Origin of the sequence: Rhizobium sp. P44RR-XXIV (assembly GCF_001999485.2) — a bacterium.
In the GTDB taxonomy this organism is placed as follows: Bacteria; Pseudomonadota; Alphaproteobacteria; order Rhizobiales; family Rhizobiaceae; genus Rhizobium.
In genome coordinates, this window is sequence record NZ_MPVZ02000024.1 from 19477 (window position 1) to 35668 (window position 16192).

At 60.7% G+C, this 16192-nt stretch carries 11 protein-coding genes, 1 tRNA gene and 2 pseudogenes; 8 read left to right on the forward strand and 6 right to left on the reverse strand.

Annotated elements, in window-relative coordinates; all coding sequences use genetic code 11:
- Positions 1-43: 43 nt before the first annotated feature.
- On the forward strand, positions 44-370 hold the full coding sequence (locus tag BSK43_RS03965) for a hypothetical protein (protein WP_077471724.1): 327 nt from the start codon (positions 44-46) through the stop codon (positions 368-370).
- Here BSK43_RS03965 and mutT read toward each other — a convergent pair.
- The 4 genes from mutT to BSK43_RS03985 form a co-directional block, all read right to left on the reverse strand.
- Positions 367-780: an 8-oxo-dGTP diphosphatase MutT gene (mutT, locus tag BSK43_RS03970; protein ID WP_077471725.1), complete on the reverse strand. Its 414-nt coding sequence runs from the start codon at positions 778-780 to the stop codon at positions 367-369. The two genes, BSK43_RS03965 and mutT, sit on opposite strands and share 4 nt — an antisense overlap.
- On the reverse strand, positions 777-1556 hold the full coding sequence (locus tag BSK43_RS03975) for a GNAT family N-acetyltransferase (protein WP_077471726.1): 780 nt from the start codon (positions 1554-1556) through the stop codon (positions 777-779). The genes mutT and BSK43_RS03975 overlap by 4 nt, the downstream gene beginning before the upstream one ends.
- Before the next feature lie 10 nt (positions 1557-1566).
- On the reverse strand, positions 1567-2808 hold the full coding sequence (gene argJ, locus BSK43_RS03980; RefSeq protein ID WP_077471810.1) for a bifunctional glutamate N-acetyltransferase/amino-acid acetyltransferase ArgJ: 1242 nt from the start codon (positions 2806-2808) through the stop codon (positions 1567-1569).
- A 174-nt stretch (positions 2809-2982) separates the two neighbouring features.
- The gene (locus BSK43_RS03985) at positions 2983-3906 is read right to left on the reverse strand and encodes a peptidylprolyl isomerase (RefSeq protein ID WP_077471727.1); all 924 of its coding nucleotides are present in this window, start codon (positions 3904-3906) and stop codon (positions 2983-2985) included.
- A gap of 245 nt (positions 3907-4151) precedes the next feature.
- Between BSK43_RS03985 and secA the strand changes: the two genes are divergently transcribed.
- From secA to BSK43_RS04000, 3 genes and pseudogenes are all read left to right on the forward strand, one after another.
- A complete protein-coding gene (gene secA, locus BSK43_RS03990) occupies positions 4152-6872 on the forward strand; it encodes a preprotein translocase subunit SecA (protein ID WP_077471728.1) in 2721 nt (906 codons plus the stop codon).
- A gap of 174 nt (positions 6873-7046) precedes the next feature.
- Positions 7047-8464: pseudogene (locus BSK43_RS03995) on the forward strand (lipopolysaccharide biosynthesis protein).
- 3 nt (positions 8465-8467) lie between these two features.
- Positions 8468-9739 carry a GNAT family N-acetyltransferase gene (locus BSK43_RS04000; RefSeq protein ID WP_077471729.1) on the forward strand — a complete coding sequence of 424 codons (1272 nt, stop codon included), beginning with the start codon at positions 8468-8470 and terminating at the stop codon, positions 9737-9739.
- On the opposite strand, the pseudogene BSK43_RS04005 reads toward BSK43_RS04000, so the two are convergent.
- Positions 9726-11367 (reverse strand): annotated as a pseudogene (locus tag BSK43_RS04005) (AMP-binding protein). The gene BSK43_RS04000 and the pseudogene BSK43_RS04005 overlap by 14 nt on opposite strands.
- 257 nt (positions 11368-11624) lie before the next feature.
- On the opposite strand from BSK43_RS04005, the gene BSK43_RS04010 reads away from it, so the two are divergent.
- A complete protein-coding gene (locus BSK43_RS04010; protein ID WP_077471731.1) occupies positions 11625-12605 on the forward strand; it encodes an aldo/keto reductase in 981 nt (326 codons plus the stop codon).
- A 178-nt stretch (positions 12606-12783) separates the two neighbouring features.
- A complete protein-coding gene (locus BSK43_RS04015; protein WP_077471732.1) occupies positions 12784-13578 on the forward strand; it encodes a methyltransferase domain-containing protein in 795 nt (264 codons plus the stop codon).
- A 10-nt stretch (positions 13579-13588) separates the two neighbouring features.
- Here BSK43_RS04015 and BSK43_RS04020 read toward each other — a convergent pair whose 3' ends face one another.
- Positions 13589-14176 (reverse strand): TetR/AcrR family transcriptional regulator, encoded by a 588-nt coding sequence (locus BSK43_RS04020; RefSeq protein ID WP_077471733.1) that lies wholly within the window; start codon positions 14174-14176, stop codon positions 13589-13591.
- 235 nt (positions 14177-14411) lie between these two features.
- Between BSK43_RS04020 and BSK43_RS04025 the strand changes: the two genes are divergently transcribed.
- Positions 14412-15710, forward strand: coding sequence for an MFS transporter (locus BSK43_RS04025; RefSeq protein ID WP_077471734.1), 1299 nt, complete (start codon positions 14412-14414; stop codon positions 15708-15710).
- Between the two features lie 140 nt (positions 15711-15850).
- Positions 15851-15935, forward strand: a tRNA-Leu gene (locus BSK43_RS04030).
- Positions 15936-16192: the final 257 nt, after the last annotated feature.

A 16192-nucleotide genomic window follows, 5' to 3' on the forward strand; every position in this document is an offset into this window, starting at 1 on the left:
TGAAATTCATATAATCATTATCTTGGATTGTAGGCGCCAAAGCATGGCAGGATTACTTAGGGTGGTTGGCAGTCTGGTGATTATTGTTGGGGTCCTGTTCGGGATCGCAATGTTGTTTGCCGGAAGTACAGCTGGCACCGCAGCGGGTTTGGTCGTCGCTCTTTCAAACGCTTTTAGCGGCGCCGTGATTTTTGCCTTTGGATTGATGCTCGAACATCTCGAGGCAATCCGCCGGGATTCAGCCAGGCAATCTGACATGCTGACGGATTTGCTCCGCAGAATGCCTAAGACAGATGCGTCCCTTAGAGAGCCCGGCGTCTCCCACCTCGATCAGCTCGCCAAGTCGAATTTCAAGTTCAAGGATGTCTAGAGCAGATCCTGGAGAAACGGGATCAACGGCTCGTCGGCCGGCGGCATCGGGTAGTCGCGCAGGGCTTGCGGCCGCACCCATTTGATCGCCTGGCCTTCTCGGCCATGTGCAATGCCCTCGTAACGCCGGCAGATGTAGAGCGGCATCAGCAAATGGAAGGTTTCATAGGTGTGGCTGGCGAAAGTCAGCGGCGCCATGCAGGCGATCTTGGTCTGGATACCGAGCTCTTCCTCAAGCTCGCGCACCAATGTCTCCTCCGGCGTCTCGCCGGCCTCGACCTTGCCGCCGGGAAACTCCCAGAGACCGGCCAGCGACTTGCCTTCGGGGCGCTGCGCCAGAAGGATGCGGCCATCCGTATCGATGAGCGCGCAGGCAGCAACGAGAACGATCCTGCGGCCAACCTCGCTCATGCTTCCTCCTGGGAACGCCAGTAGCAGTAGCGATAGGCCTCGCGAAATCCAAAACGAGCATAGAGCGCCAGAGCGGGTGCGTTGTCGGCGCCGACCTGAAGCCAGGCCGTCTTGGCGCTGCGCATCCGCGCCCAGCGCAGGGCCGAGGTCAGGATCTCCGCACCCAGCCCCTTGCGCCGATGCTGCGGCGAGACCGCAACCGACATGATGCCGGCAAGATCATTGTCCTGCACGCAGAGCGTCGTCGCCACCGGCCCGGCATCATCATTCTCGATAACGAAAAGGCCGGAAGGCGGCTTGATACTGCTGACCACTTCCGCCAGCGCGGGCTTCAATGCCGGATCGGCCGCGTCGACCAACAGACTGGCATCGACGTAACGGCCGACATCGTGGCTCGGCAGATGGTCCAGCATGTCAGGCAGTTCGAGGTCGATCAGATCGGCGGTCATAACAAGCGTTTCTTCAAACCGCGTCCAGCCGCGCCCACGCAGCAGATCGATGAATTGCGGCGAGGCAAGCGGCGTTTCGCGCACAACCATCGGCCTGCCATAGGCTTCGAACTTGCGCTGCGCCTTCGTCAGCCGTATTTCGAGATCGCGATGATCGGAAGGATCGAGCGGCACCACCGAATTGAGCCGCTTGGAAGGGTGACCCGCCGTCAGCCGAACTTGCCAGCTGCCGTCATACTGCACGGACGAGGCAGGCCAGGCCCGAAAGCCAACGGCTTCGAGCCTGCGCACCAGCGGCAGCTTGTTTATCGTGGACTGCGCATGCATCAGCTAGGTATCAGCTCCGATAGTCGCCATTGATGGCAACATATTCCTTAGTGAGGTCGCAGGTCCAGACCGTCGCGCGGCCATTGCCGAGGCCGAGATCGACCTTCACGGGGATATCCTGCTGTTTCATCACGTTCGAGGCCGCTTCTTCGGAATAGGAAGCGTCGCGCTCGCCGTTGACGGCAACGCGGACATCGCCGAACCAGATGGCAAGCTTGTCGCGATCGGCCATTTCGCCGGCCTTGCCGACCGCCATGACGATGCGACCCCAGTTGGCGTCTTCGCCGGCAGCCGCGGTCTTGACCAGCGGCGAATTGGCGATCGAAAGCGCGATGCGCTTGGCGGCTCCATCATTCTCGGCACCGGTCACGGTGATCTCGAGCATTTTGGTGGCACCCTCGCCGTCACGGACGACCTGGATCGCAAGATCCTTGAGGAGTTCGTTGAGCGCTATGCGGAAAGCCGCAAGCTTCGGATCGCTGGCGCTGTCGATATGCTCCTGTCCGTCAGCCGAGGCGGCGCCGGTGGCAAACAGCATCAGGGTATCCGAGGTCGAGGTATCGCTGTCGACCGTCATGGAATTGAAGCTCGGGCCGACGCCTTCGGACAGCAGCGTTTGCAGTGCGGAAGACGAAATATCCGCATCCGTGACGACGAAGGAAAGCATCGTCGCCATATCAGGCGCGATCATGCCGGCACCCTTGGCGATGCCGTTGATGGTAACTTTGACGCCACCGATCTCGGCGCTGCGGGTCGCGACCTTCGGATAAGTATCCGTCGTCATGATCGCTTTTGCCGCTTCGAACCAGAAATCGCTGACAGCATCCTTGGCCATCGTGTCGAGCACGCCGGCAAACTTGGTCGCGTCCAGGGGCTCGCCGATCACGCCTGTCGAGGCGAGGTAGACTTCGTTTTCACCGCAGCCGACAGCGGCGGCGGCAGATTTGGCGGTCAGTTCTGTCGCCTGGCGGCCCTTCAACCCGGTAAAGGCATTGGCATTGCCGGAGTTGACGACGACGGCGCGGGCGCTGCCATGCGCCAGGTTCGTCCGGCAGAAATCGACAGGAGCCGAAGGGCATTTCGAGCGGGTGAACACGCCGGCGACGGCTGCGGGCTTATCGAAAACCATAAGCAGGACGTCGGTCCGGTTCTTGTACTTGATACCGGCAGACGCCGTGGTCATGCGAACGCCGCGAAGGGCCGGCATGGAAACGAAGCTTTTGGGAGCGAGTGGAGAAACGGAACCGGACATGAGAGCCACCTGAACGAGCATGATGCCGAAAAGTGTAGGCGGTTTTCGGACAACATCATGCTCTGCTTCTTTGATTCTGGAGCGGATTCAGATTTTAGGTCAATGCGACCTAAAATCATCCGGCTCCAGTGAAGGGCCCGGAAAACCGGGCCCTGATTGCTTGACTGCTATCAATTACTGCTGCGGCTGCGCATCGGGCGCTGCCGCACCGTCGGCAGGAGCGATGGTGTCATCCGCCGGCGCCGCATCCTGCTGCTTCTGCGCGTCTTCATAGGCCTTGCTGAGCGCCGGGTCGCTGATGGCAACCTTGCTGTCCTGCTTGGCCTTGTTCAGAAGCTCAAGATACTTGTCGCGCATGACGAGCTGACGAACCTGGTCCTTGACCTGATCGAACGGCGGTGGCGGAGCAACGCGCTTGTCTTCGACCTTGATGACGTGCCAGCCGAAATCGCTCTTGACCGGCGTCTTCGTGTAGGTACCGACCGGCAGGGCAAAGGCAGCGTCTTCGAATTCCTTGACCATGCGGCCATGGCCGAAATAGCCGAGATCGCCGCCGTCAGCCTTGTTCGGGTCGGTGGACTTTTCCTTGGCAAGTTCTGCGAAGTCCTTGCCGCCATCGAGCTCCTTGATGACTGCCTTGGCTTCATCCTCGGTCTTCACCAGGATGTGACGGGCATGCACTTCTTCCTGCTTCGGAAGTGCGGCGACTTCCTTGTCGTAGCGAGCCTTGACTTCGGCATCCGTGATGGCGTCGGCAACATGCGCCTTGAAATAGGCATTGTGCAGCTCGCGGTCACGCAGATAGGCCATGTGAGCCTGGAAATCCGGCGTCTGGTCGAGCTTCTCGGCAGCAGCCTTCTGCGAAAGCAGCTTCACATCGATCGAAGCGGAAAGCGCGGCGACCTTCTTCTGATCGTCCGGCAGCTGACCGAGCTGCGGATCGAGATTGGCGATCGCCAGATCGAGTTCGGACTGATGGATTTCGACATCGCCGACCTTGGCGACAACCGCATCCTTGGCGTCAGCCGCAAAAACCGGCCCGTGGAAGGTAAAGACTGTTGCGAAAGCAACCGCAGCAAGTTTGTTGTACTTCAACATAAAATAACCCTTCGGTGATCTCGACCGGCTCGATAGATATGATTCCGGCGTGAAAAAGCCTTCAGCAGGAGAATGTGGCCTTTGTGTATCGGCCAAATCCCGTTGACATCAATCGACCCCCCTCTTATCTGTCACGCAACCTCGCGTCCAGAACAGTTTCCGGCCGTTTTGTGCTATACTCCCGTTTTTTTGGGAATGGATAAAGCAGGGAACGGCCGGATGAAATCTCAGAAAGGACCAGTGACATGGTCAGCCTAGGTGGAATTGCCCGCAAGTTGTTCGGCTCGTCCAACGACCGTCGCGTTAAGTCGTTCCAGCCGAATGTCGTTGCCATCAACGCTCTCGAACAAGAGATGCGTGCGCTGTCCGACGAAGCTTTGGCCGCCAAGACGGTTGAGTTCCGCCAGCAGCTCGCCGATGGCAAGACCCTCGACGACCTCCTCGTGCCCGCCTTCGCGGTGGCCCGTGAGGCTTCGCGCCGCGTTCTCGGCATGCGACCATTTGACGTACAGCTCGTCGGCGGCATGATCCTTCATTCCAACGCCATCGCCGAAATGAAAACCGGTGAAGGCAAGACGCTGGTCGGAACGCTGCCGGTCTATCTGAACGCGCTTGCCGGCAAGGGCGTTCATGTCGTCACGGTCAACGACTACCTGGCGCAGCGCGACAGCGCCACCATGGGTCGTCTCTATGAATTCCTCGGCATGCGCACCGGCGTCATCGTTCACGGCCTGTCCGATGACGAACGCCGCGAAGCCTATGCCTGCGACATCACCTACGGCACCAACAACGAGCTCGGCTTCGACTATCTGCGCGACAATATGAAATATGACCGCGCCCAGATGGTTCAGCGCGGCCACAGCTTTGCCATCGTCGACGAAGTGGACTCGATCCTGGTCGACGAAGCCCGCACGCCGCTGATCATTTCCGGCCCGCTCGACGACCGCTCTGATCTCTACATCACGATCGACGCCTTCATCCCCGGCCTGACCAAGGATGACTACGAGATCGACGAAAAGCAGCGCTCGGCCAACTTCTCCGAAGAAGGCACCGAGAAGCTGGAAAACATGCTGACCGAAGCCGGCCTGTTGAAGGGTGAATCGCTTTACGACGTCGAGAACGTCGCGATCGTTCACCACATCAACAATGCGCTCAAGGCTCATAAGCTCTTCCAGCGCGACAAGGACTATATCGTCCGCAACGATGAAGTCGTCATCATCGACGAATTCACCGGCCGCATGATGCCGGGCCGCCGCTATTCGGATGGCCAGCACCAGGCTCTGGAAGCCAAGGAACGGGTACAGATCCAGCCGGAAAACCAGACGCTGGCGCAGATCACCTTCCAGAATTATTTCCGCATGTACGGCAAGCTCGCCGGCATGACCGGTACGGCGGCGACAGAAGCCGAAGAATTCGGCAACATCTACGGTCTCGACGTGATCGAAGTGCCGACCAACCTGCCGATCCAGCGTATCGACGAGGACGACGAGGTCTATCGTACGCATGAAGAGAAATTCAAGGCGATCATCGCCGAGATCCTCGATGCGCATAAGCGTGATCAGCCGGTGCTCGTCGGCACGACTTCGATCGAAAAGTCGGAGCTCCTCGCCGATCTCATGCGCAAGCAGGGCTTCAACAACTTCCAGGTTCTGAATGCCCGCTACCATGAACAGGAAGCCTATATCGTCGCCCAGGCCGGCGTTCCGGGCGCGGTAACGATCGCCACCAACATGGCAGGCCGCGGCACCGACATCCAGCTCGGCGGCAACCTCGAAATGCGCGTCGAGCGCGATCTGCACGACGTCGAGCCCGGTCCGGAACGCGATGCTGCGATCGCCCGGATTGCCGAGGAAATCAAGGTACTCAAGCAGCGGTCGATCGCCGCCGGCGGCCTCTACGTCATCGCCAGCGAACGCCATGAAAGCCGCCGTATCGACAACCAGCTGCGCGGCCGTTCTGGCCGTCAGGGCGACCCGGGCCGCTCGAAATTCTACCTTTCGCTCCAGGACGACCTGATGCGCATCTTCGGCTCCGACCGTATGGACGGCATGCTGCAGAAGCTCGGTCTCAAGGAAGGCGAAGCCATCGTCCATCCCTGGATCAACAAGGCGCTGGAACGTGCGCAGAAGAAGGTCGAAGCCCGCAACTTCGATATCCGCAAGAACGTCCTGAAGTATGACGACGTGCTGAACGACCAGCGCAAGGTCATCTTCGAGCAACGCGTCGAGCTGATGGATGCAACCGATCTCACCGAAACCGTCGGCGACATGCGCCATGACGTCATCGAGGATCTGGTTTCCAAGCACATTCCCGAGCGCGCCTATGCGGAGCAGTGGGATGCCGACGGCTTGAACGCTGGGGTCGTCAACTTCTTCGACCTCGACCTGCCGATCCACGACTGGGTCAAGGAAGAGGGCATCGGAGAGGACGACATCCGGGCTCGCCTGACGGAAGCGGCTGAAAAGGCTGCTGCCGAAAAGGCCGAGCGCTTCGGCCCCGAGATCATGACCTATGTCGAGCGGTCCATCGTATTGCAAACGCTGGATAATCTCTGGCGCGAACATATCGTCAACCTCGACCACCTGCGCTCGGTCATCGGCTTCCGCGGCTATGCCCAGCGCGATCCGCTGCAGGAATACAAGGCGGAAGCTTTCGAGCTGTTCCAGTCCCTGTTGAACAACCTGCGCCAGGCCGTCACCGGCCAGCTGTCGCGCGTCGAACTCGTACAGCAGCCGGCCGAGCCGGAGACGCCGCCGATGCAGGGTCGTCACATCGACGCCACCACGGGCGAAGACGAATTCGCCCCTCTGAATTTCGTGAGCGAGAACTTCGTGTCTCCGGAAAGTCGCGATCCGCAAAATCCGGCAACCTGGGGTCGCATCGGCCGCAACGAAGCCTGCCCATGCGGCTCCGGCAAGAAATACAAGCATTGTCACGGTGCATTCGAGAGCACGGAAGTCGTCTGAGGCTTCGTTCCTTTTGCTAAATCAATAGGATGCCGCCTTCGGGCGGCATTTTTTATTGCAGCAGCCGGCCGTCCCCTATGTTGTTTTCGAAGGTTCGCAAGAACCTATTCTTAACCCTCCTCTGCCAAAACTATCGTGAGGTTCGGATCATATTAAAAGTATTGCGTGTTGATCATGGCGGTCTTTCAAACAGCGGAGAGAATGCTGCCGTCCGCATTGCGGACCGCGCTATCGCCATATCTGCGCAAACTTGCCAGCCTCTTCACCGGCAATGACGAAAAGGCTGTGTCGCAGCGCATGGCGCTGATCGCCTTCGCCATCCGGATTGCCGGCGCAGCCCTTGCCTTCCTGTCGCAGATCATCCTTGCCCGGCTGATGGGCAGATTTGAATATGGCGTCTTCGTCTTCGTCTGGGTGCTGATGATCCTGTTCGGCAACCTCGCCTGCCTCGGTTTCCCGACAGCCATCATCCGTTTCCTGCCGCTCTACGATGCCAACGGCAATCATGATGCCGTCCGCGGCCTGAATGCCACGGCACGTCTGTTTGTCGTTGCAGTCTCCGGCACATTGGCGCTGATCGGCGCGGCCCTCGTCTATGCTTTCAGCGGCGCGATCGAGCACTATTACATCACGCCGATCTTCCTGGGCTTGATTGCCGTGCCGATGATTGCGCTTGGGGACGTGCTCGACGGTACGGCGCGCGCCCGGCATTGGCCGGTCATGGCCTTGAGCCCGACCTTCCTGATCCGCCCAACACTGATATTGCTCTTCATGATCGGCGCGTCCTTGCCGGCGCACCTCGAGATGCGGTTACCGCCATGACGGCGGCACTGGCCGGCGCCTTCACCAGCGTCCTGCTGCAATACTTGGTCGTCTCGCTGCGCCTGCGCCGCCATTACCCGAGCGGCGCGAAAACCATCGAGTTCAACGCCTGGCTCGCCGTTGCCTTTCCGATATTTCTGGTGGAAGGCGTCGGATATCTCCTCACCAACGCCGATGTCATCGTCGTCGGGATCTTCCTCGATCCGGAGGAAGTGGCCGTCTATTTCGCCGCCGCCAAGACCATGGCGCTGGTTCACTTCGTCTATTTCGCCGTCAAAGCCGCCATCGGCCCGCGCTTCGCAACCATTATCGCGGAAAACGACCGTAGCAAGCTTGCCGCCTTCGCCACCGAAGCCACACGCTGGACCTTCTTTCCAGCACTTGCCGTCGGCCTTGCGGTGCTCGCCGCCGGCGAATTCCTGCTGTCGCTTTTCGGTGCCGCCTTCACCGGTGGCCAGGTGGTGATGGCCATTCTCCTCGCCGGCATTCTCGTCAAGGCGCTGGTCGGGCCTGCCGAAGTGCTGCTGACCATGGCCGACAAGCAGATGCTCTGCGTCTATCTCTATGCCGTCACGCTCGTCGCCAATATCGGGCTGAACATCATCCTCATCCCGCATTTCGGCATCGAAGGCGCGGCCATTGCCGGCGCCAGTGCCATGGCGGTCGAGGCCTTGCTGTTGCATCTCGCCGTACGCCATGCGCTCGGCATCACGCTCTTCGCACTCATCCGCCGCCCGACGGCGCCAACAGCAACGAACGGGGCTCTCTAGACCATGACGCGCCCGCCCTACACCGAAACGACGGACAGCCAGGTGAATGCACTGACGCATACGCTCGCGGCGCTGCATTTCGACACGCCGAAGGCCGAGGCCAGGGTCGAGGTCGGCCGGGCCGGACGTGAGCTCTGCCTCTATCCCGGCAAGCTTGGTTATGAGCTGCAGGACGAACTGGATTTTCTCTCCAACCGCGCCATGGAGCCGAATGTCTTCTTTTCGGGCCGTTTCCTGGCGCCGGCCATGCCGCGCCTTGAGGATCGCCAGGTTCGTCTGGCGCTGATGCGCGACAACAACGGCACGCGAAGCCGCATGCGCCTGCTGATGCCCTTCACTGTGGACAAGCCGGGCTTTGCCATCGGTCCCTCGATCATCCGCGTCTGGTCGAACTCCTTCGGCCCGCTCGGCACGCCGCTGGTCGATGCCGAGGACGCGGGCGAAACGCTCGACAATCTCTTCGAAGGATTGGCGCACCACGACCTGCGCCTTCCCACAGCGCTGGTGCTGCCGGACGTTCGCTTGAACGGCCGCTTCGCACAGATGGCCAAGGTCGTGGCCATCGGCCGCAACCTGCCCATCACCGTGGCAAACACCTTCCAGCGCCCTATGCTTCACAGCAACGAGGATGCGATCGCCTATCTCAAGCGAACGATCTCCAATGCCCATCTGCGCGAAATGCGCCGCCAGTGGCGGCTGCTGGAAACGCAGGGCGATGTCGCCTACAACGTCGCCCGCCAACCTCGCGACATCCACCTGCGTATGGAAGAATACCTGACGCTCGAAGCGAGTGGCTGGAAAGGCAAGAAACGCAGCGCGCTGGTCACCGATCGCCACCATGCGGCCTTTGCCCGCGAGGCGATCTCCAACCTCGCTGCCGTCGACGCCGTCCGTATCCACACCATCGATCTCAACGGCAAGGCCATCGCCTCGATGATCGTGCTGATTATGGGCGGCGAGGCCTATACCTGGAAGACGGCCTATGACGAGGCCTATGCCCGCTATTCGCCGGGCAAGCTGCTGATGGGTGAGCTGACGGAATGGCATCTGGACGATGCAAACGTCGTGCGCTCCGACTCCTGCGCGGTCGCCGATCATCCGATCATGAGCCGCTTCTGGCACGAGCGCGAAGACATGGGCACGCTGATCATCGGCCTGACGCAGAACGGCGACCGCGATGTCCGGCAGATCGCCGCGCAACTGCATATGTATCGCAGCACCCGCAACATGGCGAAGCTGCTGCGCGAAAAGATCCTGTCGCTTACGAAGCGCTGATTTCGGAAGCTGCCCGCTCGCGCAGCAGGCGGCGGATCACCTTGCCTGACGTCGTCAGCGGCAGGGCATCGACGAATTCGATCTCGCGTGGATATTCATGCATGGAAAGCCGCGTCTTCACCCAGTCGCGGATGTCGGCGGCCAGCGCCTCACTCGGCTCGTGGCCGGGAACTAGGACGACATAGGCCCTGACGATTTCGGTGCGCACCGCATCCGGCTTGCCCACCGCTGCGGCAAGCTGCACGGCCGGATGGCCGCTCAGGCAATCCTCGATCTCACTCGGGCCGATACGATAGCCGGAAGACGTGATGACATCATCGTCGCGACCGACAAAGGAAATATAGCCCTCCGCATCCTGCCGCCCGATATCGCCTGTGAGCAGCCAGTCGCCGGCAAACTTTGCCTCCGTCGCCTTCTCATCCTGCCAGTAGCCGAGAAACATCACCGGATCCGGTCGCTTGATCGCGATCTGCCCGCTTTCCCCCCAGAGCTACCTCGACGCCATCGGCATCGACGACCGCGACCCGATGGCCGGGTACCGGCTTGCCAGTAGCACCGGGGCGGCTGACACCGAAGGCGGCACTGGAGGACAGCACGAAATTGCACTCCGTCTGGCCGAAGAACTCGTTGACATTGATGCCGAGCACTGCGCGCGCCCACTCAAACGTCTCGCGGCCGAGCGCCTCGCCGGCCGAACCGATGCTGCGCAGTTTCAGATCGTAATGCGCCCGGGGATTGTCGACTGCCTTCAACAGCCGCAGCGCCGTCGGCGGGATAAAGGCATTGCGCACACCCATCTCTGCCATGATGCGGAAGGCCATATGCGGATCGAACTTCTGCGCCGGGGAAGACACGACGGGCACGCCAAGCATCAGGCTCGGCAGCAAAGCGTTCAAGAGGCCACCTGCCCAGGCCCAGTCGGATGGCGTCCAAAGCCTGTCACCAGCCTGCGGAAAGCCCTCATGGGCGAACTGCATGCCGGGAATATGCCCCGGCAGGACGCGATGGCCGTGCAGAGCACCCTTCGGCGGCCCTGTCGTGCCCGAAGTGAAGATCATCAATGCCGGATCGTTGGGACCGGTATCGGCTATCTCGAAAAGCGACGGATACGCCGCCACCAGATCGGCAAAACCTGAGACCCCATCCTCGGCGCCGTCGATGCTGATCACACGCACCAGATCCGGCAACTGGTCCCGGATCGGCCGCAATCGCTCAAGGCCGAAGCGGTTGGTGACGATCACCGATGCACCCGAGACCTTCAGCCGATATTCCAGCGCCTCGGCGCCAAACAGAAGCGCCAGCGGCAGCGCGATCGCTCCCATCTTGTAGATCGCCACATGGGCGATGACCGTTTCGAAGCTCTGCGGCAGCAACAGCGCCACCCGGTCACCGGCACGCACGCCGAGCGCCGTCAGCGCATTGGCGAATGCCGCCGAGCGATCCCGCAATTCGCCATAGGTCATGGAAAGATGATTGCCGTCCGGATTGAAATGCTGCAGGCAGATCCGGTCCGGCTCACCTTCGGCCCAGGCATCGCAAACGGCATGCCCAATGTTGAATTTCGCCGGAATCTCCCAACGAAAATCACGATAGAGGGCTTCATAAGTATCACGCGGGGGCAATTTCATGCGGAATATCCAAAAATGGTGCGGTGCAGCTAACACCTCCAGCACTTTTGGTTCAAGGAAACATTTAAGATTGCTGTCTTCCCCGGCGGGCGAATCGCCTTATTTATTGAGTAATACTTTGAAGCTCTTCACGAACTGATGCATCGATCGGCAGCTGCTTGCTCCGCCGATCTATTTTTAGCGACGCATCCACTCCGTTTCCCGCACCGGCGACGGAGCGCTCTTGCGCCGGATACTCGAACGGACGGAGAAGATCGATGGAATACGTAAAGTTTGGCCGAACAGGTCTTGAAGTCTCGCGCATCTGCCTGGGCTGCATGACCTATGGCGACCCGAACAAGGGCACGCATGCGTGGTCCCTGAATGAGGAAGACAGCCGCCCGCTGCTGCGGCAGGCGATCGAGGCCGGCATCAATTTCCTCGATACGGCCAACACCTATTCCAACGGCTCGTCGGAGGAAATCGTCGGCCGCGCCATCAAGGATTTCGCCCGCCGCGACGATATCGTGCTTGCCACCAAGGTCTTCAATCGGATGCGCCCGGGCCCGAATGGCGCCGGGCTTTCGCGCAAGGCGATCTTCGACGAGATCGACAACAGCCTGCGCCGTCTCGGCACCGACTATGTCGACCTCTACCAGATCCACCGCTGGGATTACACGACACCGATCGAGGAAACGCTGGAGGCGCTCCACGATGTCGTCAAGGCCGGCAAGGCCCGCTATATCGGCGCGTCGTCCATGCATGCCTGGCAATTCGCCAAGGCGATCTACACGTCCCGCCTCAACGGCTGGACCGAATTTGTCAGCATGCAGGACCATCTGAACCTGCTCTACCGCGAGGAGGAGCGCGAGATGCTGCCCTTCTGCGAGGACCAGAAGATCGCTGTCATCCCCTGGAGCCCGCTTGCCCGCGGCCGCCTCACCCGCGATTGGGACGAAGCGACCGCACGCACGCAATCCGACGAATTCGGCAAGACGCTCTACACCCAGGCTGTCGACGCCGATCATAAGATCGTCGATGCGGTCGGCACCATCGCCAAGGCCCGCGGCATCGCCCGCGCACAGGTCGCAACCGCCTGGATCCTGCAGAAGAGCGCCGTTACCGCCCCGATCATCGGCGCCTCGAAGCCTGGCCACATCACCGATGCTGTCGCTTCCCTGGCCGTCAAACTAACGCCGGAGGAAATCGAGACGCTGGAATCGCCCTATATCCCGCATGGGGTTGCCGGCTTTAAGTGACCGAAGATTTTGGAGCGGGTCAGGCGTGCTCGTCGCTGTTGCAAGAGATGTGCCTGGCCCCTCACCCCAACCCTCCGAGGCCGATGACCCCGCGGCAAATCGCGCAAAAGTGACTTCACGAACGGGTCACAGTTGAGGCTTAACAGATCGAGGTTCCTAGCCCCGAGGATGATATCCGATGACCACAGTTCCCTTCATAGCGCGGCGCTTTCAATCGACTGCGGCCTATTACCTGCGCTACCGCATCCCCTATCCGGACAGGCTGATTGACCGCGTCGCCGAGCGCAGTGGCTTGAAAGCCGGCGATCATGTGCTCGACCTTGGCTGCGGCCCGGGCCAGCTCGGCATCGCCTTCGCCCGGCTGCAGAGCGCAACCGTCATCGCCATGGATCCGGAGCCGGAAATGCTTGCCGCCGCCGAAGCCGGCGCTCAGGATGCCGGCGTCGACATCACCGTCAAGCAGGGCTCGTCCTACGATCTCGGACCTGAAATCGGCAAGCTGCACCTCTGCGTCATGGGCCGCTCATTCCATTGGATGGACAGGCCGGCAACGCTTGAAGCACTGGACAAGCTGATCGAGCCCGGCGGCGCGGTCGTGCTTTTCCACGACAAGAGCATTTTGGCGGAGCCGGATTGGCGCGGGATCGTCGAGCCGCTGGCCGAAACCTATTCGCCGGAACGCAATGCCGACCGCCTGCTGCGCAAGAGCAAGGCCTGGGCGCCGCATGAAGCCATGCTGCTGGCCTCGCCCTTCCGCAATCTCGAACGCATCGGCGTCGTCACGGAATATACGAGGGATATCGAGGATATCGTCGGCCGCGTCTTCTCGATGTCGTCGACCTCGCCACAGGCGCTGAGCGACAAGGCCGCCGATTTCGAAGCCGCGTTACGTGCAGAGCTGCTTGCCGCCGCACCCGACGGCAAGTTCAAGGAAATCGTCGAGGCAAACGGGCTGCTCGCCTTCCGCGACTAAAAAGGATCGATCAATCCTTGTCGCTGCCCGGCGGAGGCGTCAGCTCCTGCCGGGTTGCCGACAGGAATTCGTGTGAGAGCGCCGTATCGTCCATTGCGCGCGCCAGGATGACGGCGCCAACCATTGCTGAAAGGCTGGCAAAGGCCCTGCGGCGGCGGTCCTCCGCCGTCTCGCCCGGAACGATATCCTCAAGCACTTCCACCAGCCCCATCAGGCCGCCGGTAAAGGTCGATTGCATTTCCGGGCCATGACGGCTGACCTCCTGGGTCAGCGAAGCGAAAACGCAGCCCGTCGCATGCTCCACGACGTTGCGATGCGAGAGATAATGGGCGAGCAGCGCCTCTAGCGGTTGGTCGGGTGAGCTCGCCGCCACTTCCTTCCAGCGCTCGAGCGAGCGCGATACCAGCGCCTTGCTGGCCTCGCTAGCCAGCTCGTCCTTCGATTCGAAATGGCCGTAGAAACCGCCATGCGTCAGGCCGGCCGCCTTCATGATCTCGGCGACACCGATGCCGTCAAAACCCTTTTCGCGAAAAAGCTCCCCTGCAACCGCGAGAATCTTCTCGCGGTTCTCGGCAAATTTTTCCCGGCTCACTCTCATCAAAAAACTCCATCAGAGCTTCAATAAATCTGTATTGACAATTTATATGATGACCATCATGAATATGCAACAAATATGATCGCTATCATCTAAACGCCTTTACACAAACGTTCAAGCCGGAAGAGCGGCCTGGCGCTACAAGCGAAACGGTACCCCTGGCCTTTCGCGATTAAGCGCTTTCATCGCCCCTCCGCTCCTGATGCCAAGATTAAGAAACTCTATTGGAACGCACCCCATGGTCTCGACTGCTCTTGCTTCGACGCTCGCCCGGCGCAACATCCATTACGGATGGGTCGTCGTCGGCGCCACCTTCCTCACCATGCTCGTCACCGCGGGCGCCATGGGCGCACCCGGCGTGCTCATCAAGCCGCTGGAGGACGAGTTCGGCTGGAGCACGTCGTCCATTTCCTCGGCACTCGCCGTCCGGCTGTTGCTATTCGGCCTGATGGGACCCTTCGCCGCCGCCTTCATGAATTATTTCGGCGTCCGCAAGGTCATCGTCTTCGCGCTTGCCACCATCAGTGTCGGTTTCATCGGTTCGTTGTTCATGACGCAGGTTTGGCAGTTGCTGCTGTGCTGGGGCATCATCGTCGGCTTCGGCACCGGTCTCACCGCCATGGTGCTGGCCGCGACCGTCTCGACACGCTGGTTCACCAAGCACCGCGGCCTGGTCATCGGCATGCTGTCGGCCAGCTCCGCCACCGGCCAGCTCGTCTTCCTGCCGCTGATGGCCGAGCTGACGACGCGCTACGGCTGGCGCACCACCGTCATCTTCGTCTGCGGCATGATCGTCGTTGCCGCCCTCATCGTGCTGCTTTTGATGCGCGACCGCCCTTCGGACGTCAACCTGCCGCTGGTCGGCGAAATCCACGTCACGCCACCGCCCCCGGCCACCAAGAACCTCAAGGCTGCACTCGCCTCGCCGCTGTCGATCCTGAGAGAGGTGTCCACCACCTCCACTTTCTGGATCCTGTTCGCCACCTTCTTCATCTGCGGCCTGTCGACCAACGGCCTGATCCAGACGCATTTCGTAACGCTCTGCGGCGATTTCGGCATCGTACCGGTCGCAGCCGCCAGCGTACTCGCCGTCATGGGCATCTTCGATTTCTTCGGCACGATCGGCTCCGGCTGGCTCTCCGACCGCTTCGACAATCGCTGGCTGCTCTTCTGGTATTACGGCCTGCGTGGCCTGTCGCTAGTCTACCTGCCCTTCAGCGACTTCACCTTCTATGGCCTGTCGATCTTCGCGGTCTTCTATGGCCTCGACTGGATCGCCACCGTGCCGCCGACCGTCAAGATCGCCGCCGACCGCTTCGGCCGCGAAAAGGCCGGCCTCGTCTTTGGATGGGTCTTTGCCGGCCACCAGCTGGGCGCCGCCACCGCCGCCTATGGCGCCGGCCTGACGCGTACCGAGCTCAACACCTACCTGCCAGCCTTCTTCGTCGCCGGCGCCTTCTGCCTGCTCGCCGCGATCCTGGCGATCACGCTGCAAAAGTCCGGCTCGACCACCAAGGGCCCGGCCCTGGCGCACTGAGTTCAGAAAGCAAAAGCCCATGGCGTCATCAACGCCATGGGCCAAACCGCAACCCTGCGGAAACACTCGCAATATGTGCCGAACCCGGCTTGCGCGCCCCGCCGATCACATGCTAGACAGCCGCCTCGTCATGATCCGTTGCCCCATTGGCGGAATTGGTAGACGCGCTCGACTCAAAATCGAGTTTCGAAAGAAGTGCTGGTTCGACTCCGGCATGGGGCACCATCAATCACCAGCATCATCGCCGCCGCTACCAGCATTGCTCCAACAGCAGGTGCTGCCTCGGCCGAAATCTAAAGCTCGATCTGCGCGCGTCATTTTGACGGCGGCGCGAATACCGTCGCATTGCGAAGTGTATGAAGGCGATTCTTAAACGCCATATTGGATCGCGCCTGGTTCACCTTCCATTGCACTCAACATGCCGGGATATGGTTCACCCATGCCAATCCCGAAGTAGAAAATATTTATAAATACCACTTTTA

What these genes read in the sequence shown, in the direction of transcription:
- BSK43_RS03985 (WP_077471727.1), bottom strand. Translation starts at nt 3,906, where the DNA reads ATGTTGAAGTACAACAAACTTGCTGCGGTTGCTTTCGCAACAGTCTTT.
- mutT (WP_077471725.1), bottom strand. Translation starts at nt 780, where the DNA reads ATGAGCGAGGTTGGCCGCAGGATCGTTCTCGTTGCTGCCTGCGCGCTC.
- argJ (WP_077471810.1), bottom strand. Translation starts at nt 2,808, where the DNA reads ATGTCCGGTTCCGTTTCTCCACTCGCTCCCAAAAGCTTCGTTTCCATG.
- BSK43_RS03975 (WP_077471726.1), bottom strand. Translation starts at nt 1,556, where the DNA reads ATGCATGCGCAGTCCACGATAAACAAGCTGCCGCTGGTGCGCAGGCTC.
- BSK43_RS04015 (WP_077471732.1), top strand. Translation starts at nt 12,784, where the DNA reads ATGACCACAGTTCCCTTCATAGCGCGGCGCTTTCAATCGACTGCGGCC.
- BSK43_RS04010 (WP_077471731.1), top strand. Translation starts at nt 11,625, where the DNA reads ATGGAATACGTAAAGTTTGGCCGAACAGGTCTTGAAGTCTCGCGCATC.
- BSK43_RS04020 (WP_077471733.1), bottom strand. Translation starts at nt 14,176, where the DNA reads ATGAGAGTGAGCCGGGAAAAATTTGCCGAGAACCGCGAGAAGATTCTC.
- secA (WP_077471728.1), top strand. Translation starts at nt 4,152, where the DNA reads ATGGTCAGCCTAGGTGGAATTGCCCGCAAGTTGTTCGGCTCGTCCAAC.
- BSK43_RS04025 (WP_077471734.1), top strand. Translation starts at nt 14,412, where the DNA reads ATGGTCTCGACTGCTCTTGCTTCGACGCTCGCCCGGCGCAACATCCAT.
- BSK43_RS03965 (WP_077471724.1), top strand. Translation starts at nt 44, where the DNA reads ATGGCAGGATTACTTAGGGTGGTTGGCAGTCTGGTGATTATTGTTGGG.
- BSK43_RS04000 (WP_077471729.1), top strand. Translation starts at nt 8,468, where the DNA reads ATGACGCGCCCGCCCTACACCGAAACGACGGACAGCCAGGTGAATGCA.